The 22,543-nt window shown below is 41.5% G+C and carries 19 protein-coding genes; 4 read left to right on the top strand and 15 right to left on the bottom strand.

Annotated elements, in window-relative coordinates; translation table 11 throughout:
- Window positions 1–13 precede the first annotated feature (13 nt).
- From G3341_RS08915 to yceD, 4 genes are read right to left on the bottom strand one after another with little or no spacing between them, the layout of a single operon-like run.
- Entirely contained in the window at window positions 14–964 is a 951-nt protein-coding gene (locus G3341_RS08915) for a beta-ketoacyl-ACP synthase III (protein WP_154624448.1), read from the bottom strand.
- 3 nt (window positions 965–967) lie between these two features.
- Window positions 968–2,014, bottom strand: coding sequence for a phosphate acyltransferase PlsX (gene plsX / locus G3341_RS08910; protein ID WP_154624449.1), 1,047 nt, complete (start codon window positions 2,012–2,014; stop codon window positions 968–970).
- A gap of 23 nt (window positions 2,015–2,037) precedes the next feature.
- Complete coding sequence (gene rpmF / locus G3341_RS08905; protein ID WP_004253223.1) at window positions 2,038–2,208, bottom strand: 50S ribosomal protein L32; 171 nt, start codon at window positions 2,206–2,208, stop codon at window positions 2,038–2,040.
- A 12-nt stretch (window positions 2,209–2,220) separates the two neighbouring features.
- Window positions 2,221–2,745, bottom strand: a complete 525-nt coding sequence (gene yceD / locus G3341_RS08900) for a 23S rRNA accumulation protein YceD (protein ID WP_154624450.1) — start codon at window positions 2,743–2,745, stop codon at window positions 2,221–2,223.
- 143 nt (window positions 2,746–2,888) lie between these two features.
- On the opposite strand from yceD, the gene G3341_RS08895 reads away from it, so the two are divergent.
- Complete coding sequence (locus G3341_RS08895; RefSeq protein ID WP_154624451.1) at window positions 2,889–3,473, top strand: Maf family protein; 585 nt, start codon at window positions 2,889–2,891, stop codon at window positions 3,471–3,473.
- Window positions 3,474–3,532: 59 nt separating this feature from the next.
- Here the strand turns inward: G3341_RS08895 and rluC are convergent, their stop codons facing one another.
- The gene (gene rluC, locus G3341_RS08890; protein WP_154624452.1) at window positions 3,533–4,489 is read right to left on the bottom strand and encodes a 23S rRNA pseudouridine(955/2504/2580) synthase RluC; all 957 of its coding nucleotides are present in this window, start codon (window positions 4,487–4,489) and stop codon (window positions 3,533–3,535) included.
- A 543-nt stretch (window positions 4,490–5,032) separates the two neighbouring features.
- Here rluC and rne point away from each other — a divergent pair.
- Window positions 5,033–8,308: a ribonuclease E gene (gene rne, locus G3341_RS08885; protein WP_163861351.1), complete on the top strand. Its 3,276-nt coding sequence runs from the start codon at window positions 5,033–5,035 to the stop codon at window positions 8,306–8,308.
- A 136-nt stretch (window positions 8,309–8,444) separates the two neighbouring features.
- On the top strand, window positions 8,445–9,071 hold the full coding sequence (locus G3341_RS08880) for an NAD(P)H-binding protein (RefSeq protein WP_154624454.1): 627 nt from the start codon (window positions 8,445–8,447) through the stop codon (window positions 9,069–9,071).
- Window positions 9,072–9,116: 45 nt separating this feature from the next.
- Here G3341_RS08880 and tmaR read toward each other — a convergent pair whose 3' ends face one another.
- From tmaR to G3341_RS08865, 3 genes are all read right to left on the bottom strand, one after another.
- Window positions 9,117–9,449 (bottom strand): PTS system regulator TmaR, encoded by a 333-nt coding sequence (gene tmaR / locus G3341_RS08875; RefSeq protein WP_154624455.1) that lies wholly within the window; start codon window positions 9,447–9,449, stop codon window positions 9,117–9,119.
- A 288-nt stretch (window positions 9,450–9,737) separates the two neighbouring features.
- Entirely contained in the window at window positions 9,738–11,006 is a 1,269-nt protein-coding gene (locus tag G3341_RS08870) for an MFS transporter (protein WP_154624456.1), read from the bottom strand.
- 264 nt (window positions 11,007–11,270) lie between these two features.
- Window positions 11,271–11,468 (bottom strand): hypothetical protein, encoded by a 198-nt coding sequence (locus G3341_RS08865; protein ID WP_230085896.1) that lies wholly within the window; start codon window positions 11,466–11,468, stop codon window positions 11,271–11,273.
- Window positions 11,469–11,877: 409 nt separating this feature from the next.
- On the opposite strand from G3341_RS08865, the gene sbcB reads away from it, so the two are divergent.
- Entirely contained in the window at window positions 11,878–13,305 is a 1,428-nt protein-coding gene (gene sbcB, locus G3341_RS08860; protein ID WP_154624457.1) for an exodeoxyribonuclease I, read from the top strand.
- A gap of 45 nt (window positions 13,306–13,350) precedes the next feature.
- Here sbcB and dld read toward each other — a convergent pair whose 3' ends face one another.
- The 7 genes from dld to G3341_RS08825 all read right to left on the bottom strand — a co-directional run bounded on the left by dld (window position 13,351) and on the right by G3341_RS08825 (window position 22,515).
- Window positions 13,351–15,084 carry a D-lactate dehydrogenase gene (gene dld, locus G3341_RS08855; protein ID WP_154624458.1) on the bottom strand — a complete coding sequence of 578 codons (1,734 nt, stop codon included), beginning with the start codon at window positions 15,082–15,084 and terminating at the stop codon, window positions 13,351–13,353.
- 224 nt (window positions 15,085–15,308) lie between these two features.
- The gene (locus G3341_RS08850) at window positions 15,309–16,691 is read right to left on the bottom strand and encodes an APC family permease (RefSeq protein ID WP_154624459.1); all 1,383 of its coding nucleotides are present in this window, start codon (window positions 16,689–16,691) and stop codon (window positions 15,309–15,311) included.
- Window positions 16,681–16,896: a hypothetical protein gene (locus G3341_RS08845; RefSeq protein ID WP_154624460.1), complete on the bottom strand. Its 216-nt coding sequence runs from the start codon at window positions 16,894–16,896 to the stop codon at window positions 16,681–16,683. Before G3341_RS08845 ends, G3341_RS08850 begins: the two co-directional genes overlap by 11 nt.
- A gap of 388 nt (window positions 16,897–17,284) precedes the next feature.
- Window positions 17,285–19,258 carry a ligand-gated channel protein gene (locus G3341_RS08840; protein WP_163861347.1) on the bottom strand — a complete coding sequence of 658 codons (1,974 nt, stop codon included), beginning with the start codon at window positions 19,256–19,258 and terminating at the stop codon, window positions 17,285–17,287.
- Between the two features lie 254 nt (window positions 19,259–19,512).
- Window positions 19,513–20,301, bottom strand: coding sequence for an ABC transporter ATP-binding protein (locus G3341_RS08835; RefSeq protein WP_154621899.1), 789 nt, complete (start codon window positions 20,299–20,301; stop codon window positions 19,513–19,515).
- Window positions 20,298–21,392 (bottom strand): FecCD family ABC transporter permease, encoded by a 1,095-nt coding sequence (locus G3341_RS08830; RefSeq protein ID WP_154621898.1) that lies wholly within the window; start codon window positions 21,390–21,392, stop codon window positions 20,298–20,300. Before G3341_RS08830 ends, G3341_RS08835 begins: the two co-directional genes overlap by 4 nt.
- Before the next feature lie 22 nt (window positions 21,393–21,414).
- Entirely contained in the window at window positions 21,415–22,515 is a 1,101-nt protein-coding gene (locus tag G3341_RS08825) for an ABC transporter substrate-binding protein (RefSeq protein ID WP_244316512.1), read from the bottom strand.
- Window positions 22,516–22,543 lie beyond the last annotated feature (28 nt).

The raw sequence follows: 22,543 nt of genomic DNA, 5'->3' as shown, positions 1-22,543 counted from the left end.
TTTTCTCAGTAAATTAAAAACGAACGAGTGCAGAGCCCCAAGTGAAGCCACCACCGAATGCCTCTAACAGCACTAACTGGCCACGTTGGATACGCCCATCACGCACGGCTTCATCAAATGCGGTCGGCACCGATGCAGCAGAGGTATTACCATGTTTATCAAGCGTCACAACCACCTTTTCCATGGTCATATCCAGTTTTTTTGCTGTTGCTGAAATGATGCGTAAATTCGCTTGATGCGGCACTAACCAATCGAGTTCTTCTTTTGCAATACCACTTTCCGCTAATGTTTCATCAACAATGTGAGCTAACTCACGTACAGCAACTTTAAATACTTCGTTGCCCGTCATGGTTAAATAGGCTTCATCTTCTGAGCCGCGCTCACGATTTGGCAGCGCCAGCAAATCACCATAACGGCCATCGGCATGAAGGTGTGTCGATAAAATACCGGGTTGCTCAGAAGCGCCAATAACCATGGCCCCTGCTGCATCACCAAATAAGATAATCGTACCACGATCATTCGGGTCTAATGTTTTAGAGAGTGCATCAGCGCCAATGACCAATGCTTTTTTTACCATGCCCGTTTTTACAAATTGGTCAACAATGCTAATCGCATAGGTGAAACCCGCGCAAGCAGCAGCAACATCAAATGCCGCACAATCGTGAATACCTAACATTTGTTGAATTTGACATGCGGCACTTGGGAACGCGTGAGTCGATGACGTTGTAGCAACAACAATCAACCCAATGTCACTGCTATCGACCTGAGCCATTTCTAACGCTTTTTGTGCGGCGTGAAACCCCATTACCGCAACACTTTCATCTTCGCCTGCAATTCTTCTTTCATGAATACCTGTGCGAGTCACAATCCACTCATCAGAAGTATCAACCATTTTTTCCAGGTCAGCATTCGTTCTAATTTGTGCGGGTAAATAGCTGCCTGTGCCTAATATTTTGCTATACATAGGTTATTGATCACTCCTGGGTAATACGATATTCAGTCGAGCTGCTATTCTGTCTGGAACTTGTCTGTCTACTGCTTGAACTGCACGTTCAATAGCCGCTTTAAATGCATTTTCATTTGCTGCGCCATGACTTTTAATGACAATTCCTTTTAATCCTAACAGAGTTGCACCATTATACTGGTCGGGGTTCAGCTCCCCAAAACGCTTCATAAGTCGTTTTTTAAGCCATTTTTTAGCCAGTTGCATCAACCAGCTAGGTTTTTTATTCTTTTTGCTTTCTTCTGTTGATTTTAACAATGAAAGAATGACACGGATCACCCCTTCCATTGTTTTTAGCGTGACGTTACCTGCGAAGCCGTCACAGACTAGTACATCCGTTTTGCCTGTTAGCAATTCATTGCCTTCAACATAACCGATATAATTTATTGCCGCAGTTTCTTTGAGGAGTGCGGCGGCTTCGCGGATATTATCCAACCCTTTGGTTTCTTCTTCACCGATGTTCAGCAGTGCCACTCTCGGTGAGACAATCTTAGCCACTTCTTCTGCAACCACTGACCCCATCACAGCGAATTGCACCAGCATTTCACTGTTACACGTGACGTTAGCCCCTAAATCCAGCACCACTGTTTGACCTTTTTGTTGATTCGGCAAAATTGTCATCAACGCAGGTCGCTCAATGCCTTCAATCGATTTCAACATCAGTTTCGCCAAGCCCATCAGCGCCCCAGTATTACCGGCACTCACGCACGCTTGTGCTTGCCCAGTCTTGACTAACTCTAACGCCGTTCGCATCGATGTTCCTTTGCTTTGTCTTATTGCCGTAGAGGGTTTAGCATCGTTAGCAATCACGTTTTCAGCAGGAATAATTTCGACACGAGAAGTCAGCTCGACACTTTGTTGTGCAAGCAGAGGTTGAATGGCGTCAGGTTGACCGACTAGCAGTAATTTGAGTGATGGATTAGATGCCAGAGCCTGCAATGCAGCAGGCACTGTGACGCGGGGACCAACATCCCCGCCCATAGCATCTAACGCAATGGTTAGATTAGCCAAAGTATCAACGTGTAAATCAGAAACTACTTGTTGATAACCTTACGGCCACGGTAATAACCGTCTGCTGTCACATGGTGACGCAGGTGGGTTTCACCTGAAGTTTTGTCTACAGAAACTAGGGTAGCAGTCAGTGCATCATGTGAACGACGCATACCGCGTTTTGAACGAGTTGGTTTATTCTGTTGTACGGCCATTGACCTTACTCCTTAAGTACTTTTCTTTAAACTGGCTAATACGGCAAATGGGTTTGGTTTTTCCGCCTCTGGAGGTAGTTCACCAAAAACCATGTCCGCTTCGGACACTTCACAGTGTTCAGAATCATGAACCGGAACCACTGGTAAGGAAAGAATTATTTCATCTTCTATCATTCCCAGCAAATCTATTTCACCAAATTCATCAATTTGAATTGGTTCGTAGGCTTCCGGTAATGCTTCGGCCTTTTCGTCATTGACGACAGGACTAAAACAATACGATACGTAAACATGATGCTTGAAATCTTTTCTGCAACGCTGGCATTGTAGGGTGACATCCACATCAGAATGCCCCTCTATGACCGTCAGACGCTGATTATCAATTTTAAATGATAATTCGCTCTCAACATCACTGTCTACACTGACTACTGATTCAGCAATACGTGTTACCTGCTCAGGCGTGTAACTCCCGACATAGTCGAGGTTTTTTTGAGCTGCACGCTGCGCATCGATAGTCAGGGGTAATTTTACCTTTTGCATAAGGCGCGCATATTAACTTTGTAATGAGCTATAGTCAAAGAAAAAGGCGGACAAAACTCGCCTTTTCACCAAAAAATCGCCTGTTAAGCGCCGGATAGTTTAAAATGAGTTCACCCTTTTGGCTATGAGTTTCGAGAAAAAATATGAAATCGATTATTTTAGCATCAACCTCACCCTATCGGCAGCAGTTGCTAAAGAAGCTAGGTGTGCCCTTTTTAGCCGTTGCGCCCAATGTGGATGAAACCCCGATATTAAATGAATCCGCTGAAGCATTAGTGACTCGTCTCGCCCACGCAAAAGCCCATGCCATTAGCGAACAGCATCAACAACATTTAATCATTGGTTCGGATCAGGTTTGCGTCATTAATGGGAAAATTGTCGGTAAACCACTCAATTACGACAATGCGTTTAAACAGTTGAAGCAAGCCTCAGCAAGCAAGATAACATTTTATACTGGGCTGTGCTTATTAGACTCCGCAACAGGCAGTTATAATGTGCAATGTGAATTATTTAATGTCTATTTTCGCGCTTTAAGTGATCACGAAATCGACACTTACTTACGCAAAGAAGAACCTTATCAATGTGCAGGAAGTTTTAAATCGGAAGGGCTTGGTATCGCTTTGTTTGATAAGTTAGAAGGACGCGATCCAAACACATTAATTGGTTTACCGCTAATCCTATTACTGGACATGCTACGTCACTACGGATTTAATCCGTTAAGCGATTAAAAAGAGGCTAGAGAGGTCGGCAGGAACCCTACCGACCTCTTACTAGCAATCTCACGATATTAATGTTGTTTTTGTGCGCGTAGAGCCTTCAAGCACTGATTCAATTCGTCATCAAGTGGCGCTTGTAAGCGCATCTCTTCGCCACTTTTAGGGTGTATAAATTTCAGCGAACTCGCATGTAAAAATAATCTTTTTAACCCTGTACCGGCTAATTGGCTATCGAATTGCTTATCCCCATAACGGTTATCAAATGCAATCGGATGCCCTGCATGCAGCGTATGGACGCGAATTTGATGCGTACGCCCCGTAACCGGACTGGCTTTGACTAACGTGGCTTGTGCAAAACGCTCTTCAACTTTAAAACGCGTTTCTGAAGGTTTTCCCTCAGGACTTACTCGAACAACGCGCTCACCACTTTGTAAAATATTTTTCAGTAATGGCGCTTGAATCACTTTAGTATGGGATTGCCACTGCCCGCGTACTAACGCCAGATAATCTTTTTGCATCTGTTTAAGACGTAATTGCTCATGCAACGCCCTCAGTGCTGAGCGTTTCTTCGCCACTAATAATATCCCTGACGTATCGCGATCAAGACGATGCACCAATTCCAAAAAACGAGCTTCTGGACGTAATGCTCTCAATCCTTCAATGACCCCAAAACTAAGCCCACTTCCGCCATGCACTGCCGTACCAGAAGGCTTGTTAATCACTAATATTGCGTCGTCCTCATACAGGATACAATCAGCCAAAGCGGAGACTTTATCCAGTTTTGCCGAAACGGGCGCTGCTTCGCGCTCTGCAACCCTGACTGGCGGAACACGAACTTGATCACCTGCGGCAAGCTTATACTCAGGTTTGATGCGCCCCTTATTCACCCGCACTTCTCCCTTACGGATAATGCGATAAATCATACTTTTAGGCACACCCTTTAATTTTGCGAGCAGAAAATTGTCGATTCGTTGTCCGGCTTCGTCATCGCCAATATCGATAAACTGAACTTGATTTTGTGTTTTCATTCAAAAATATGTTAACTCTGGTTGATTAAATTACGACCTTATTTGCAGGATATATCATACCGACTCCGTAAATTTTTTTATCATTTTTTTTTAATTGGTCAAAGAATAGCTTGTTAGTCATATTTCTAAATAAAATTTTCATATAACTCATGTCTCGACTTGCTATAATGAGGTCGGCAATGGAATAATATGCAATTGCCACCATGTTCGATAAAACGATAATTGGCATAAGATACAAATTTACTATTTGATTGAGTACAAGTGCAGCAATGGCGTAAGACGCTTCGCGAAATCAAATAATTAGCGAGCAACGATTATTAGCTTTTTGGGTTAGGAACTTCCGTTAATACAATTATGACGGCTTCCTGATTAAGAACGCTGAATTTTTAATCTAAAAATCAGGTTCACCGAATACTGCGCGTCTCTATACGAACGACTGCCGGGAGGCAGGCGGTTTTGTAAAAATCACGAGGCCATCGGTTTACAATAGCTCCCTTTTTCGCTGCTCTATTATTGAAAGAAAAATAATGAGTAAGTAACAATATGAAAAGAATGCTAATAAACGCGACTCAACAGGAAGAGTTGCGTGTTGCCCTTGTTGACGGGCAACGACTCTATGATTTGGATATCGAAAGTCCAGGTCATGAGCAAAAAAAGGCAAATATTTACAAAGGTAAAATCACTCGTATTGAACCTAGTCTAGAAGCTGCTTTTGTTGATTACGGTGCTGAAAGACACGGTTTCCTTCCCATCAAAGAGATCGCTCGCGAATACTTCCCAAGCAACTATCACTCCCAAGGTCGTCCTAATATTAAAGATGTTCTCAAGGAAGGCCAAGAAGTGATCGTTCAAGTTGATAAAGAAGAGCGTGGCAACAAAGGTGCCGCACTCACTACCTTTATTAGCCTAGCTGGAAGCTACTTGGTTTTAATGCCAAATAACCCACGTGCTGGCGGTATTTCTCGTCGTATTGAAGGTGAAGATCGTACGGAATTAAAAGAAGCGTTGTCTTCGCTCGAAATTCCAGATGGTATGGGTTTGATTGTCCGTACCGCAGGTGTTGGCAAATCAGCAGAGTCTTTACAACAGGATTTGTTGTATCGTCTACGTCACTGGGAAGCCATCAAAAAAGCGGCTGAAAACCGTCCGGCTCCTTTCTTAATCCACCAAGAAAGTAATGTGATTGTACGAGCATTCCGTGATTATCTGCGTCCTGATATTGGTGAAATCCTGATTGATAACCCAAAAGTTGTCGAGATGGCGCGTAACCATATTGAAGCCATTGGCCGTGGCGATTTTGCCAGCAAAATCAAATATTATAGCGGTGATGTTCCGCTGTTTAGCCACTATCAGATCGAATCACAAATCGAATCTGCGTTCCAACGTGAAGTTCGTCTTCCTTCAGGGGGCGCTTTGGTTATTGATACCACAGAGGCTCTCACCGCTATTGATATTAACTCCTCACGCTCTACTCGTGGCGGTGATATCGAAGAAACTGCATTTAATACTAACCTTGAAGCGGCAGATGAAATTGCACGTCAATTACGCCTCCGTGACCTTGGTGGTCTCATTGTTATTGACTTTATCGACATGACGCCAGTTAGGCATCAACGTGAAGTCGAAAACCGTTTACGTGAAGCTGTTCGTCAAGATCGTGCGCGTATTCAAATCGCACGTATTTCACGTTTCGGCCTATTAGAAATGTCCCGTCAGCGTTTAAGCCCATCTTTGGGTGAATCTAGCCACCATGTCTGCCCTCGTTGTTCGGGAACCGGAACCATTCGTGATAATGAGTCTTTATCGCTATCTGTACTTCGTTTAATTGAAGAAGAAGCACTGAAAGAAAATACTCATGAAGTTCATGCGATTGTCCCTGTACAAATCGCTTCTTATCTACTCAACGAAAAACGTAAAGCCGTAAGTGAAATTGAGACTCGTCAGCGAAATGTTCGTGTGGTTATCGTACCAAACGACCAAATGCAGACCCCTCACTTCCACGTGATCCGTATTCGTAAAGGTGAAGAAGTTAACACTCTGAGTTACAACCTTGCGCAATACCACGAAACCGAAACATTAAATGGTACAGAAGACGCTGCTGCTGAACGCAAAATGCCTGAGCAGCCGGCTATTTCTGCATTTGCTTTACAAGAACCTGTAGAGCAAACAGCAGTGGCTAAGCCAAAAGAGAGCAAAACACGTCCTGAGCCAGCAAAACAAACGGCTAAAGTCGATGCTCAACCGGGTTTATTCAGCAAACTCGCTGCGTTCTTTAAAAAGATATTCGGTGAAGAAGAGAAAGTTGCCGAAAAACCTGTCGAGAAAAACCGTCAGAACTCGGGTAACGATAAACGTCGTCATAATGAACGCCGCAACAATCGCCGTAATAATCGCCGTGATCGTGATGAAAACAGCGATAACCGCGAAAATCGTTCTAACCGTAATGCTCAAGCAGACGATAATAACAATCGTAAAGGCCGTAACAATAAAAATTCCGGTCAACAAGAAGAGCAAACTGTTGATAATGCTAGCCGCGAAGCTCAACAACAACAGCGTCGTGAGCAACGTGCTGAACGTCGTCGTCGTCAAGATGAGAAACGCCAACAACAGGCCGCTAAAGCTCAACAAGATGCGACTCAAGATACCGATACCACCGCTACTGAGAAAGAAGAAGCTCAACCGCGCCCAGTCACACCGCGCCGTCAGCGTCGTCAGTTAACTCAGAAGGTACGTATCACTGATACCGTAGACATTGTTGAACAAAACGAAGATCCGACCAAGGCTGAAGTCGTTACCCAAAACAGTGCTAAAACGGTTGCAGCATTACCGGCACCAGTACACATCGCTGAGCAAGATATCGAACTTGTTGACGTTAACGAGGAGCATTCACAAGATAACCAAGGCAATGAGGAAGAGAAGCAAGACACGATCATTCCTCGTCGCTCACGTCGTTCACCACGTCACTTGCGTGTCAGTGGTCAACGTCGCCGTCGTTATCGTGATGAGCGCCATTTAACTAAATCACCAATGCCGCTGTTCGCCGCTGTTGCTTCTCCTGAGCTGGCTTCAGGTAAAGTGTGTATCAGTTACCCGCTTGTTCAACCACAGCAAGAATCCATGGCGATCATCACCAATGAAGAAATGCTTGAACAACAAGGTGTTTTAGCCGTAGCAACGGTTGAGGCAGCGGAAGCGATTTCTTCTTCAGCGACTCAATCCTCGCAAGAAGTTACTGAGGTCGTCACTGTTGAGCAAACGCAAAAAACAGACGTCGAAGAAGCTGAGATTGTTGCTGAATCAACCGATTCACAAGTCATGACGCTTGAACCTGCAAGTGCTCCGCAAGCGGAACCGGTTATCGCTGTACATACCGAACAGCCTGCTCAGTCAGCTCAAGAAACTGTTCAATCACAAGTCGTGAGTGATGAAAAACAACCTGCGGTTGAATCTACGACTATTGTAGAAGAAGTGATTGAAAATACCGTTATTGAACAAGCTCAACCTGTTGCGGATACAGAAGAAACACGGGTCATACAACCACAGTCTATGGCTGTTGAGGTTGAACAAGTTTCAACTGAAGCCGTGGAAGCACCTGTTATCGCAGAAAAAGTATCAAAACCTGCTGTGATAGTCACTAACAAGGCTATCCGCCACGCAACCTCGCCAATGATGAAAGCGCCTGCGCCTGAAGTCGTTGAATCTTCATTCGAGATTAAAGTTTACCAACGTGAAGCATCAACTTTTGTTGGTAAAGGTGCTGGTGGCCACGTGGCAACTAACCATGCAACATCTGGAATGGCAAAACCCGCAAGTTTTGAATAACCCTTCTCTTTACGACAAAAAGCCCTGCTAATTGCAGGGCTTTTTTTATTTGTAGATAAATATTAATGCATTGTTAATAATACCAACCTAAACCATCACATTCCTATTTAATGAATATTACCGCAAGGAAAATGACATGGCTCATTGGGTAATTTTTGGTGCGACAAAAGGTATTGGTCTGTTATTAGCAAAATGGGGCGTAGCTCAGGGTCACCGCGTTTCCGTCTTAGTTCGTCATCAAGTAGATGCTGAAACATTAGCAGCAGCAGGCATGCAAGCCTTTATTGGTGATGCCACTGATATCGCCTCTTTAGAGTCTCTTTTCGCTGACACAACAACCGATAGCATTATTTTTACTACGATAGGCGGTGGCCAAGCCGATTTTTACGGTAACTACAATATCATCCGCAAGGCAGAACAATCTCAGATAAGTCGTTTATTACTTGTCACGTCAATCGGTTGTGGTGACAGTTGGTCAACCTTATCCCCTAGAGCAAAATCACTTTTTGGTCAGTCAGTTCGCCAAAAAACCATGGCTGAATCTTATTTAAAAACAAGTGAGATAAACTACACTATCTTAAGACCGGGTGGCTTAATGAATACAGCAGCGACTTATAACGCCAAGCTAGTCAAAGGCGAAGCTCATGGTGTTGTCAGTCGAGAAGATGTGGCGATGTTACTCGCAAATCTTGTGGATGATAAACATAGCTACCAGCAAGTATATGCGGTTATTGACCCCGATTTGCAGCCGAATTGGCGCTAAGGCCAATATCAAATGAGCCGAGTTAAACTCGGCTCTCATACGGTATTATTTGACGTCTTTTTTATTCAGCTCGCCCATCTCTTTGAGTTTATTCGAGATCTCACGGCGTTCTTTAGAAAGCTCTGCGTTTTTAATAATATAGTCGTCAACGCGGTCATCGTAGTCACTGCGCATATTCGCAATAATGGCTTGAATTTCCTCAATCGTCATACCTGGCTTAATATAGTCACTCAGGTTATCAAGCAATAAAACACGTTTTTGGTTATCACGAATTTTCTTTTCATTATCCGTAATTTCACGGCGAATTTTATTTTTACGACGATACATACGCACAAATTCCAACACATTTTGGAAAGACGGCTTGCTAGCGTTGTCCATGTTTAAAAACCCTCTGTTAGAAAAACAAAACGCATTTATTTCTATACCCTAAATAATTCGAGTGATATGTCAGCAACACATAAGGCTATTCGATGAACATCGAGCATATTCGCTATTCCAACCCACTGGATATTGCTAGCTAACATACAACTAAAACTACGATAGATATAACACAATACCTTCTAACAGCCTTATGTGACAACCCTATTTCACATATTCATTGATATAAAAACAGAGAAAATGGCATTTTTACTCAATGAATGCTATCAATAGGCTGAATTGTTTCAGTTAAACCTTTTGCGTTAATGTTTCCGAATGGTTTTCTTGTAAATTGACAGTTTGCTCAACAGGCTCCATTTTGTCGCTACGTAAACAGAAGACAGACAATATGGTTGTCATTACCACAAAGCCACCCATGATTAAGTAAGTCTCCGCAAAACCAATTTTATCATAGCCCCACCCGGCTAACGGCGACAGAATACTGGCAACAATTGAGGTGATACAACTAAATCCAACTAAATACAGGGTAGAAGATAGACGTTTATCAAAATGGCGGCTGTTATATTTAAAAATGGCGATCAATAATATCGGTAACTCAACAGCATGTAGGAGTTTCATAATAGAAATCATAAGCGGGCCTTCAACGAGTCCGGAACCAATGATTCTTAACGCCATGACACTACTCGCAAACAACAAACCATTTTTAGCACCTATACGATTAACAATATATGGCGCAAGAAACATTCCCCCAGCCTCTAAGAAAACCTGTAATGAATTCAGGTAGCCATACATTTCATTACCGGTTTTTTCGTCTTGGAACTGATGCGCAAAATAAACCATAAATTGCTGATCATAAACACTATAAATACAAGTACCCAGCACAAATAGAATTAGCGCCCAAAACCGTGGAAGGACAAATAATTGCAAGGCATCGTTGATGGTAATATTTGAAGGCTTACCATGTTCTAAATCGTTAAACGCATTGGCTTTTGCGGTTTTTAGCCTTAAAAGAATAACGAAGAAACATCCACCGGAAACCATGGCCATAATAAAATTATAGTTAGGATCGATATTAATATTGCGCCCAGCAAAAAATGTGGCAACAGCCCATCCTAATGACCCCCACATCCTTGCTTTGCCATACTCAAAATCGCGTAGTCGGCTGATACGCTCAGTATAAGACTCGAGTACGCCAATCCCCGCATGAAAAGTCATACCAATAAATAACCCACCAATCAAACTGCCAACGACCACATTCCATTGTAGTAATTGACCAAATACCATAAAAAATGGTCCAGATGATATTAATAATACGGCAATGAATAGCAGTAAATTTTTGCGTAAGCCGAGTTTATCTTGTAAGAAGCCATAAAGAGGTTGGGCACAAAGTGCAACTATTGAAATACAAGAAAAAATTATTCCTGTATCCGTGCCTTCTAAACCCACATATTTTCGAAGCCAAATAGCAACAACAGAAAATGTGGATGACCAAGTAAAGAAGAAAAAAAACAGCAGCGCACTCAATGAAGCATAATATTTTTTCGATTCACTATTCATTAAAATTTTGCCTACACGTTCCCTTAATTAACTAAAATGTTAAGGTTAACATTCTTAATAGACTACTGATTCACCGTTATATTGTGATGTTAAGCACAAATGTTAACGTTAACAATTATGTTTTGTGAAATAGATCACTAAAACTAGCTGAATGATTTACACCTAACGGTGGCATTGCTTTTATTATGGTTCCGATATGTTAGAGAATATCAAGGAAAACGCAGGCGATACTATCCCTAGCCCTCATTTGAGGGCTCGTGTTATCTAGATTTGGCTATTAAGGTAGTTGACGGCATCATCAAGGATACTTTTGCGAGCCGGGTTATCTTCTTCTTTTGCATCATTTTTCAATTTATCTACGATACCCTGTTTAGTCACTCCATCGCTAGCCAGCAGCCCCAATGTGACTCGACCTATTTCAGCTAAAATTAAGCGCGTTCTTTCATCATATGTATTCATCATACGTTCCTTTTTTGTCTATGACCTTAAAAATAATAGATCAAAAAAACCGCATTTACGCATATTTTTACGCTGATTTACCGACTTTTTAAATTTCCAAAAACAAATTTTTATTATTAATTGCATTTGAAATCAAAAAGATAAATAAAAATAAAGCGTCGATAACTGAGATATAAATTAAAAGTTAATACAGTGATTAACATTCTCTGATTTGCAGAGCCGACGATAGCTTAGGTTCAGGTTTTGTCACGTATCAGGTATGATAGGCCATAAAATATTTGTGTAGTGTGAAGTTACAGTGTTCCTTCTGAGCAGTATTGTGACATACCGCTTTTAGCGTATATTTTCTGTAGATAGCCATCACAAATTATTTTCATCGCTAAAATAGCAATAAGGCTAACGGAGAATCACGTTGCAAGATACTAAAAAACAGCCTACATTTTTTATTCATGACTATGAAACCTTTGGCAAGCACCCTGCACTTGATCGCCCAGCACAATTTGCGGGTGTAAGAACAGATCTCGATTTCAACATCATTGATGAGCCAGAAGTCTTCTATTGCGCCCCATCAGATGATTATCTCCCCCAACCTGAAGCCGTGATGATCACAGGTATTACTCCGCAAATAGCATTAGCCCAAGGGGTTAATGAAGCTGAATTTGCGAAACGTATTCATCATCAATTTAGCCAGCCAAACACCTGTATCATGGGCTACAACAATATTCGTTTTGACGATGAAGTCACTCGTCATATTTTTTATCGTAATTTTTACGACCCTTACGCCTATAGCTGGCAACAAAATAACTCACGCTGGGATTTATTGGATACATTGCGTGCTTGCTTCGCACTTCGTCCAGAAGGCATTAATTGGCCTGAAAATGAGGATGGACTGCCGAGTATGCGTCTTGAACACCTTACTAAAGCTAATGGTGTTGCCCATGAAAATGCTCATGATGCTATGTCTGACGTTCTAGCAACAATCAATATGGCTAAGCGACTCAAAGCAGCGCAACCGAGAATGTTTGATTATTTCTATCAATTGAGAAATAAAAACAAAGTTAGCCAATTAATTGATATTGTCGAAATGACGCCATTAGTGCATGTTTCCGGTATGTTTGGCGCATTACGTTCTTATGTTAGCCTTGTCGCACCGCTAGCATGGCACCCTGATAATCGTAATGCGGTTATTATGTGTGATTTATCCGCTGATATTTCACCCCTCATCAATTTAACTGTCGATCAGCTTCGTGAACGCTTGTATACGCCAAAAAGTGAATTAGGTGATGCATTACCCGTGCCGATAAAGCTAGTGCATATCAATAAGTGCCCAATACTTGCTCCCGCTAAAACGTTGCGTAACGAAGATGCCGAGCGAACAGGCATTGATCGTGACATCTGTTTCCGTAACTTAGAAATCTTACGCAAACATCCTGACATCCGTAATAAGGTCATTGAAATTTTTGCTCAAGCTCAACCATTCGATGAACCTGACGATGTCGATGCTAAGCTTTATAGTGGTTTCTTTAGTAGTGCTGACCGCGCTACCATGGAAATCATTCGAAAAACATCGCCACAAAACCTACCAGCCCTTGATCTAACCTTTGAAGATCCACGGATGAAAGCGTTATTCTTTCGCTATAAAGCACGTAATTATCCAAGCATTCTCTCATATGAAGAGCAACAACGCTGGTTGCAGCACCGCAGGGAGTACTTTACCGAAAGCCGGTTAATGGAATACATGCAATCCATTGAATTATTGATGGTAGAACACCAAGAGGATGTTGAACGCTGTAAGCAATTAAAAGCGCTCGTCAATTACGCCGCTGATTTAGCAAGCTAATAATAGTTGGGCAGGTTACCTGCCCAACTAATCAATAACGCTCAGTTAGTGGTCATGTGGGCAGCCACAATCCCCTTCCCAATGTTTGCGTTTCGTGGTCTTACCTAAACCAGGATTCATGGTATTAGTCGGATCCGCTTGTTTATAAAATGATTTCAGCTGAGGCTGAGCTTTATATAAATGACCGACATTATGCTCAGCTGGATATTGCGCCCCGCGCTCATCTAACAAGGCCAACATTTTTTCTTTTAACTCTTTAGGGTCAACCCCTTTTTTCAATACATAATCTTGGTGCATGACATGGCACATAAAGTGACCACAGTACAGTTTATGCACTAACAATTTCTCAATTTCTGGTGGTAATTTTTCAAACCAATCACGATCATTTCGACGTAAAGCAATATCCAATGGTAATACATCTTCTACGTCTTTATTATGAACCGCATGGTAACGCACAGCAGAGCCAGCCGCAGCAAAACGATGTAAAAACGCTTTTGCTCCTTCTTCTGCCGTACATTCGAAATAATCGCCATCCGCCGTTGCAAAGAATGATTTTAACCACACCTTCGCTTCTTCAATCCCGTCGCCTGCCATTTTCAGCATTAAATGGTGCTCATATTTATCGCGGAATTGTTTCATACGAGGTGGTAAATGAGATGGCCATAGCTTGCTTAGCGCTTGCATTGTACGGTCTACCAGATTGGATGGTAACAATGGCACTTTATTCAAGACCGCATCAATGCGCCCTTTGATGGTAAAAAAGAGCGGCATTTTATCTGTACCAAACTTATCTATCATCAAGAAAGTATCTTTACCGTAAACTTCGGCAATATCAAAGCAGCCACGGTGCATATATTCACCCGCAACAGGCAAGTTTTTAAATTCACTCAAAATATGGCGTCGAATATCTTCAAGTACGTCTGGGTTATTGGAGCCAATATAAAATACCTGTGTTGAGGTATCCGCGGGGAAAGTATCAAGACGCACAGCAAAAACAGCTAATTTACCGGCACAACCCGACGCTTCAAATAAACGTCGTTCATCCGCATTAAATCGTGATGGTGTATCCGCATCAACATCACGCACTCGTTCTGCATATTCGTGATCTGAAGCCAGTTTTTCACTCAGTTCGATATCTTCTGTGCGGTAACGTCGATTTTGCAAATTCGTTAATATTTCTTCTGGTGTCTCACCTAAATGAATACCTAGATGATTAATTAATTCAACATTACCTTCCTCGTTGACACGGGCATACAGCGCTAACTCGGTATAGGCTGGCCCCCGACGTACTAATGAACCTCCGGAGCTATTACAAATCCCTCCAACAACAGAAGCACCAATACAGGATGACCCAATCAGTGAATGTGGCTCACGACCTAATGGTTTTAATAATTTCTCAAGGTCATATAACGTACTTCCAGGCATAGCAACGACTTGGTTAAACTCAGGTAATACTTGAATCTGATTTAATTTTAGTGTGCTGATAATGACAATATCACGGTCATAATCGTAACCGCTGGGGGTTGAACCTTCGGTCAAGCCTGTATTAGCTGCTTGCATAATGACAATTTTGTCAGCTTCAACACAGGCTTTGAAGACATACCATTGTTCTAATAAGGTTGTCGGAAAGACGACTGCAATAGCATCACCGAAACCCGAGCGAAAACCTTTACGATAACGTTCCGTTTTGTGCGGTTCAGTCAGGATATTTTTTTTACCTACAATATTTTTCAATGTAAGCAATAATCGTTGATTTTCAGGGCTGTTTACTGCATTCATTTCTACGCCTTCTTGTCAGGATGATTATCAATAAATTGTGAATAGCTTGTCATGTTATAGTGATCTACTCACCATACCACATTATGAAAAGTTTTAGTTTGGGATATTAATGCAGTTTTACGATTAGTTGTTGAATAAATTTGCGGGAAAGACAGATAAGTGCATTGATTTATACATAAAAAAAACAGCGCTTAAAAGCGCTGTTTTTTATTCTATTGACTCAATTAATAATCACTCATTTGAGGCATTGGTCGACGGAACATACGCGTCAAGATAGCCATATAAACTAGGCCTACCGCGGTCCAAATTAAGCCATATACCATTGAATCTTCTTCGATATTTAACCAGAGTACACATACCGTTAGTGTACCAATAACAGGTAATATCAAATAATTTAGAATGTTTTTAATTCCATTGATACGGCGTTCACGAATAAAGAACTGGCTGATCACGGAGATATTCACAAAGGTAAAGGCAATCAATGCACCAAAGTTAATCAATGCCGTGGCGAAATCCATCTCAAACCAGATAGCGCCGAGTGCTAGCACCCCTACCATCAGGACGTTATAAGAAGGTGTACGCCATTTTGGACTTACGTGACCAAAAATTTTCTCAGGGAATACACCATCACGCCCCATAACGTACATCAAGCGAGCACTACCTGCATGAGCTGCCATTCCTGAAGCCAATACTGTAACACATGAGAAAACCAAAATGATTGACTGGAAAAATGCACCAGCAACAAATCTCATAATATCAGGCTGAGTTTCATTAATATTCTTAAAGCGTGAAACATCAGGGAAAAACTGCTGCAAGAAAAATGATACTGTAATGAATATAATCCCACCGATTAATGCGGTTAAGAAAATAGCGCGCGGGATCACTTTACCTGCATTTGGCGTTTCTTCTGATAGCGAACTTAATCCATCAAAACCTAAGAATGAGAAACAGAGTATCGTTGCTCCTGCAATCAAAGGGATAAGTTCGGTATGCTCATCAGCAAATGGACGGAAGGTCCACACCTCTCCCGTCCCTTCACCGTTAGATACACCATGAATAACGATAAAGGTAAAGACAACCATTACCCCTACTTGAATAATTGCGATCACGGTACTTAGGTTTGCAATAACGTTGATGCCACGTAAGTTAGCCGCTGTCATTAAAATGACTAATCCCACAACAAAAATAGCAGGTTCAACGGTTGGGAAGATGTCTTGTAAATAAATCTTCGCTAATAATATGTTGATCATTGGCATAAAGATGTAAGACAGCAACGAGGTCCATCCTACCAGAAAGCCAATATGTGGGCTCATTGATTTTTGAGCATAAGTATACGCTGAGCCAGCAGATGGAAAACGTTTGACCAGTTTACCGTAGCTCAGCGCAGTAAATAGTATCGCAGCAAGTGCAATAATATAGGAAGTCGGGACGTGACCACCGGTTTTATCCGATACCATGCCAAATGTATCGAAAATCGTCATTGGCTGAATATAAGCAAGACCAATCATCACCACTTGTAATAAGGTGAGTGTTTTTGCTAGTTCAACACGGTTGTTGGCACCTGTTTGGTTGCTACCGATGGATAATGGCGTTGAATTATTTGGCATGATAAAGCCCTCCCATAACTTTCGATTGAGTATTATTTGACCTACTTAATCGACAGTTACTGGGAAGACTTTGCATCTGCCTATAGGCAGAAAAGAACGATGAAAGGTTGAATGGTGAAGTTGCGAAGCAACCAACTGCTCCGTAGTCATCAATGCGGCAACCACGGCCACCAGGCCCTGCTGCGAATGCGAAAAAGTAAGCCATGCAAGCATTCCTCAAATCGGTAGCATATTTTCTTTGCTACACGTAAAAATATAAATTTATCTATCCGGCCTATTATCCGGCCCCGCGAAATAGTTCGAACTTAACAAGCAAAAAAAAACCGATACCAGAATTAAGGTATCAGTCATTTTTTTAGTTCGCGCATTTTGCACTTCACTTGCTGAAATAGCAATAGCTATTGTAAAAAAAACGGCCAATATTTAATGAGAATTTTTGATAAATTCCCAGATTTTGCTGCATGCGCTAATAACTTAGTTTTTTCTATAAAAATTAGCGATTAAAAGGCATTTTTTATGTGTATTTATCCTAAAAACAATAAGGCCTTCTTAATCAAGATAAGAAGGCCTCAATCAGTCAATTACTGTATCGATTAGAAGTTATAGTTAATACCAATATTGTAACGACGACCTTCTAATTCAGCACCATAGTTTGTCGAATCAATACGACGGTCAAGAATGTTATAAACACCACCAACAATGTTTGCATTCTTATTCAACTTATAGCTTGCGCCTAAATCAAACAGTGCATAGGATGCTGTACCGTTATTCATGCTTTCACCACGGCCTTGGTAATCAGACGTTTTACCGCGGAAATTCATACGAGTCCACGTTTGCAACTCTTCTGTGGTATCCCATGTTAACGTCGCATTCCCCATATGTTTAGGTTGTTTGTTTAACGGCTTACCTTTATTGACACCACTTTTTTGCTCTGTATCAGTGTAAGTATAGTTTGCAGCAAAGGCTAAATTATCCAGAATTCCCCAGTTGAATGTTAATTCAACACCACGCATTCTTGCCTTATCCACGTTTGCACGATCGCTAACAAAACGATACGGTTTACCATTATCACCAATACCATCATCTAATGTACAGTCTCTGATATTCGGATTGCTATTATCACAACGTCTCACTTCTGTAATTTTATCTTTGAAATCTGTATTATAGATCGTGATTCCGGCGGTAATATTGTCTTGGTTATTCCAAATAACCCCGATCTCTTCTGTAACACTTTTCTCCGGTTTCAAATTCGGGTTACCGTAAATAACCGCGTTACCTGCGCGTCCACCCGTTGATTGTCCCCATTCTGCGGAAGATTGGCGTAAGTCAGGTGCTTTATAACCAGTAGACACACCACCTTTGATGGTCCATTGGTCATCTGCATGCCAAACACCGTAAAGACGAGGAGTCCAATGAGAACCATAGTTTTCATCTTTATCCATACGGATCCCACCAGTTAATGCAAAGTCATTAGTCATTAACCATTCATCTTCTGCAAACAGTGCCCAGCTATAGCGGTCAAGTTTGTTTAGTGCAAATTTATTATCACCTGCTTCTAATTTTTCTTTACGGTATTGACCGCCTAAACTTAAGCTGTGATCACCAATTAAGAATACACTTTGATTACGTATGACGAGATCATCAAATTTCATCTTACGAGTTGGGTTTTTAGTTTCATCGTATTGAATATAAGTATCAGTGTTAGCTAGGTCATAAACCCCTGTATGAGTTAATGCTGTATGGGTCATCTCATATTTACTAAAGCTGCTACTGTCACCTTCTTTATACGTATAGCCTTCACGATAATCCCTATGCTGACTATCTTTTTTGAAATCCAAATCAAAGGTATTCTTTTCATCTGGTGTTAATGAAAGTGTTCCACCGCCACTTGCGATGATTTGACGACCGAAACCATCAATAATTTTATCTTCACCACGATGTGAATATTGGCCGTTAAGTTTCACGCCTAATAATCCATCAATCAGTGGACCAGAAGTATAGAAACTGCCTTGTCCTGTATTTCCTGAATCTCTACGTTCAGTAATTGTCGTATCTGCACGTAAACTTGTCGTCCACTCTTGCTGCACACGGCGAGTGATAATGTTAATGACCCCGCCCATCGCATCTGAACCATAAAGAGAAGACATAGGACCACGAACAACTTCGATACGTTCAATAGCAGGCAGTGGTGGCAACCAACCTTGCTCAATACCAGACCCATCACTATTTGGTCGAGTTGTACGCGTATCAACACGCTTACCGTCAATCAAAATCATCGTATACTTAGCATCCATACCACGGATACTAATATCGGAGCTACTACCACCACCAGTTACAAGAACACCTGGAACATCTTTCAGTGCATCCGTGACATCACGGTAAGCTTTATTTTCAAGTTGCTCACGAGTCACCACTGAAATCGATGCAGGCGCATCTTCGATTTTCTGTTGGAAACCAGATGCGGTGGTCACCATGATGGTATCCTTGCTATCATCCGCAAATGCAGGTGCTGCTGTAATTGCTGCGATAATACTCATTGCAATTTTTCTTTTATTAAAAACTACCATTCCCAACTCTCCAAGAGATAATTTTGATTTGAATTTATTGATATGACATCAGCTCAATATTCAGGTATATAACCTTATACTTACTGTTATTATTTTTTTGATTATTAGATAATATCAATTACCTATAGAAAATTTACGGTTATTACTGTTTTTCATAAATTTTCTATAATTAATGACTATTCCAAAATATCATCTTACTTGTCTATAAGATGCCTATTGATAATATTTAATAGACATCTTTAAGACTTATAAAATTAACTCGCTAATTTCTCAACTAACCCATCAATAAGGACTTGTGGCACACCTTGCGAACAACGCTCTATACGACCACGCACGCCATAGACATCGGCTAAGCTGCTTGGCGTAATGACGTCCTCAGGTTCTCCTTGAGCAATTAACTTACCTTTTTTTAGCATTAAAACATGCTCAGCGTGTCTTAAGGCTATATTAATATCATGCACCACTACCACCGTAATAATATTACGTCGTTTTGTTTCTTTCGCGACTAAATCCATTACATGATATTGATAATTTAAATCTAATGCACTTAATGGCTCATCTAATAACAATAAATTAGGCTGACGAATTAATGATTGTGCCAAACCCACTAATTGTTTTTGCCCACCAGATAATTGGTCTAAATAACTTAATGCTAAATGTTCAATACCTAATTGGCGTAATAAACGCATCACTTCATCTTTACTATTTTCATTACTGAGTCCGCCTGACGCTCTTTGAGCAACAATCACTGACTCTAAAACATAAAGATGTACTCCAGCAGGCAGGCTTTGTGGTAAATACACCACATTTTGAGCTCGCTGAGCAAAATTCTGTTTTGTTAAATCCACCCCATCTAACAATAACTGTCCCGTTGATTTATTTAATCCGGCCAACGAACGTAATAAGGTTGATTTACCGCTGCCATTCGGCCCTAACAGCACCGTTATTTTGCCTCTAGGTAAAGCATGTGTGCTCAACCCTTCAATCACAGGATTTTTCGGATAACCTGCATTAAATTGATCAATAATCAGGCCATCTGTCATGACACGTTACCTCTATGACGCAAAATAATACTAAGGAAGAACGGAACACCAACCAATGACGTGACAATTCCAACTGGAATAATGACACCCGGTATAATATTTTTAGATGCAATAGACGCCATTGATAAAACTAATGCACCGATCAATGCACTTGCCGGTAAATAGAAACGATGGTCTTCACCAAACATGAGTCTTGCAATATGTGGAGCGACCAAACCGATAAAGGCAATCGGTCCAACAAATGCCACGGCTAAAGCAGACAGAATACTGATACGAAGTAACGTGGTTAAACGTAAACGACGTACATCAATACCAAAGCTGATTGCGCGATCTTCCCCGAGTCTTAACGCTGTCAGTTTCCACGAACTCATCATCGCTATAGGGAAAATCAATGCGAAGACTAATGCCATTACACCCAGTTTTACCCATGTCGCTTTGGATAAACTTCCCATTGTCCAAAACACTAGGCCTTGCAGCGTATCTTCTGTCGCAATGAACTGCATCATGGATACGAGTGCGTTAAACGTGAATACCAGTGCAATACCAAATAACACAACACCTGACGTTGCAACACGCGTCCAGCGGGTCACGGCATCCAGCATCAATGCAGCCAACAACGCAAAAATAAACGCGTTGGCAGAAATGACCCATTGATCAGGTACACCAGGGATAGCAATACCTGAAACAATAGCTAATGCCGCACCAAATGCCGCAGCATTTGACACCCCCAGTGTAAATGGACTGGCTAATGGGTTATTCAAGATGGTTTGCATTTCAGCCCCAGCAAGGCCAAGTGACATACCAATAACCACAGCCATCAGAGCATATGGCAGGCGAATATCCCACACAATCACTCTTGTACCTGCTTCAACAGATTCCGGAGAGATAAGCGTCTGCCAAAGTTTTTCTAAGGATAAACCTGATGGACCTAAGGTAAAATCAATAACCAGTGACAATAAAATTGCAGCGATGATAACGGCTATCCATGCAATTCGACGTCGTAACATGTGTTGATAATGTTGTTTTACACCATTATCACTTTCTTGAACTGACTGCTTAACAGTTGACATTGTCTCGGTAGTAAGACTCATTATTATAATTACCTACAAAATTTTACTTCTCACTGACCCAATAAACGCCTGACGGCTCAACGGCAAGGAATTGACGATGCAATTCATTTAACGTTTTTTGTGGATCAAGTTCAGCGAACTGTTCTGGATAAAACCATTTCGCAAACACCTGAGTCGCTAGCACGTTATAGGGTGAGTTATAGTAGTTATGCCAAATCGCATAATCTTTACCGTCTTTCACGGCAGATAATGAGCTAATCCCCTTGCGCTCAGTAATTTTTTTCAGGCTTGCTTTCGCTTCTTCGATGGTGCCTTGTGCACCTAACTGCACGCCAACATCCTGACTTCTCGGTGCTTTAGCACCTGTTGCAATATAGATTTGAGGGTCTACCGCAATAATTTTTTCAAGATTCATGTTACCCAAAGCCCCCGGTAACACCTCTTTAGCAATATTCTTACCACCCGCTAGATCAATAAAATTGCCCATATTTCCGTTGCCTGCGGTTCCACAACAGTCTTCAAAAGCACCTGCTCGTAGATCAATAAATACCGTTGGTTTTTTATCTTCAGGGATCTTACTGGTGATATCAGTCACTAACTTTTGATTTTTTTCATAAAAATCAGCGAATTTCTCTGCTGTTTGCTCGCGATTTAATGCTTTCCCAAGCATGCGGATACTTGGCAAGGTATTTTGTAATGGGTTATCCCTAAAATCGACAAAAACAACAGGCACCCCCGCTTTTTCAAGCTGGTTCACCAATTCACTATTTTTACCGGGACCATGACCAGATAGACCAAAAATGGCAATGTCAGGGTTAAGTGTTAAGACTTTTTCAGCACTGACGCTGTCTGCACTTGTATTGCCAATCAGGGGGATATTATCGATTTGAGGAAATTTTGCTTTATAGGTCGCGTAAGTTTGTGGGTCAAGTTTACGTAAGTCACCTTGCCAACCAACGATTCTATCAAGGGGTTTGTCACCTTCAAGTAAGGCTATCGCACTCAATAAACGGCCTTCACCAAGTAAGATGCGATTCACATTGTCAGGAACTTCAACAGTCCGCCCAGCAACATCTGTCACTGTTGCTGACAGAGAATGGAAGCTAACACTCAACATTGAGCTTGCAAATAAAGCTAACCCCATTCCCTTCCCTAACGATTTCATCATCAAC

It is taken from the genome of Providencia vermicola (assembly GCF_010748935.1).
Classification (GTDB): Bacteria; Pseudomonadota; Gammaproteobacteria; order Enterobacterales; family Enterobacteriaceae; genus Providencia; species Providencia zhejiangensis.
This window is presented reverse-complemented; position numbering and strand designations above follow the sequence as displayed.

Coding starts and splice junctions, on each gene's coding strand:
- yceD (WP_154624450.1), bottom strand. CDS start 2,745: ATGCAAAAGGTAAAATTACCCCTGACTATCGATGCGCAGCGTGCAGCT.
- G3341_RS08845 (WP_154624460.1), bottom strand. CDS start 16,896: ATGGCTTACTTTTTCGCATTCGCAGCAGGGCCTGGTGGCCGTGGTTGC.
- tmaR (WP_154624455.1), bottom strand. CDS start 9,449: ATGGACAACGCTAGCAAGCCGTCTTTCCAAAATGTGTTGGAATTTGTG.
- rluC (WP_154624452.1), bottom strand. CDS start 4,489: ATGAAAACACAAAATCAAGTTCAGTTTATCGATATTGGCGATGACGAA.
- G3341_RS08870 (WP_154624456.1), bottom strand. CDS start 11,006: ATGAATAGTGAATCGAAAAAATATTATGCTTCATTGAGTGCGCTGCTG.
- G3341_RS08835 (WP_154621899.1), bottom strand. CDS start 20,301: ATGACAGATGGCCTGATTATTGATCAATTTAATGCAGGTTATCCGAAA.
- G3341_RS08915 (WP_154624448.1), bottom strand. CDS start 964: ATGTATAGCAAAATATTAGGCACAGGCAGCTATTTACCCGCACAAATT.
- dld (WP_154624458.1), bottom strand. CDS start 15,084: ATGAATGCAGTAAACAGCCCTGAAAATCAACGATTATTGCTTACATTG.
- G3341_RS08830 (WP_154621898.1), bottom strand. CDS start 21,392: ATGAGTCTTACTACCGAGACAATGTCAACTGTTAAGCAGTCAGTTCAA.
- G3341_RS08895 (WP_154624451.1), top strand. CDS start 2,889: ATGAAATCGATTATTTTAGCATCAACCTCACCCTATCGGCAGCAGTTG.
- G3341_RS08825 (WP_244316512.1), bottom strand. CDS start 22,515: ATGGGGTTAGCTTTATTTGCAAGCTCAATGTTGAGTGTTAGCTTCCAT.
- G3341_RS08840 (WP_163861347.1), bottom strand. CDS start 19,258: ATGGTAGTTTTTAATAAAAGAAAAATTGCAATGAGTATTATCGCAGCA.
- G3341_RS08865 (WP_230085896.1), bottom strand. CDS start 11,468: ATGATGAATACATATGATGAAAGAACGCGCTTAATTTTAGCTGAAATA.
- G3341_RS08850 (WP_154624459.1), bottom strand. CDS start 16,691: ATGCCAAATAATTCAACGCCATTATCCATCGGTAGCAACCAAACAGGT.
- G3341_RS08880 (WP_154624454.1), top strand. CDS start 8,445: ATGGCTCATTGGGTAATTTTTGGTGCGACAAAAGGTATTGGTCTGTTA.
- rne (WP_163861351.1), top strand. CDS start 5,033: ATGAAAAGAATGCTAATAAACGCGACTCAACAGGAAGAGTTGCGTGTT.
- rpmF (WP_004253223.1), bottom strand. CDS start 2,208: ATGGCCGTACAACAGAATAAACCAACTCGTTCAAAACGCGGTATGCGT.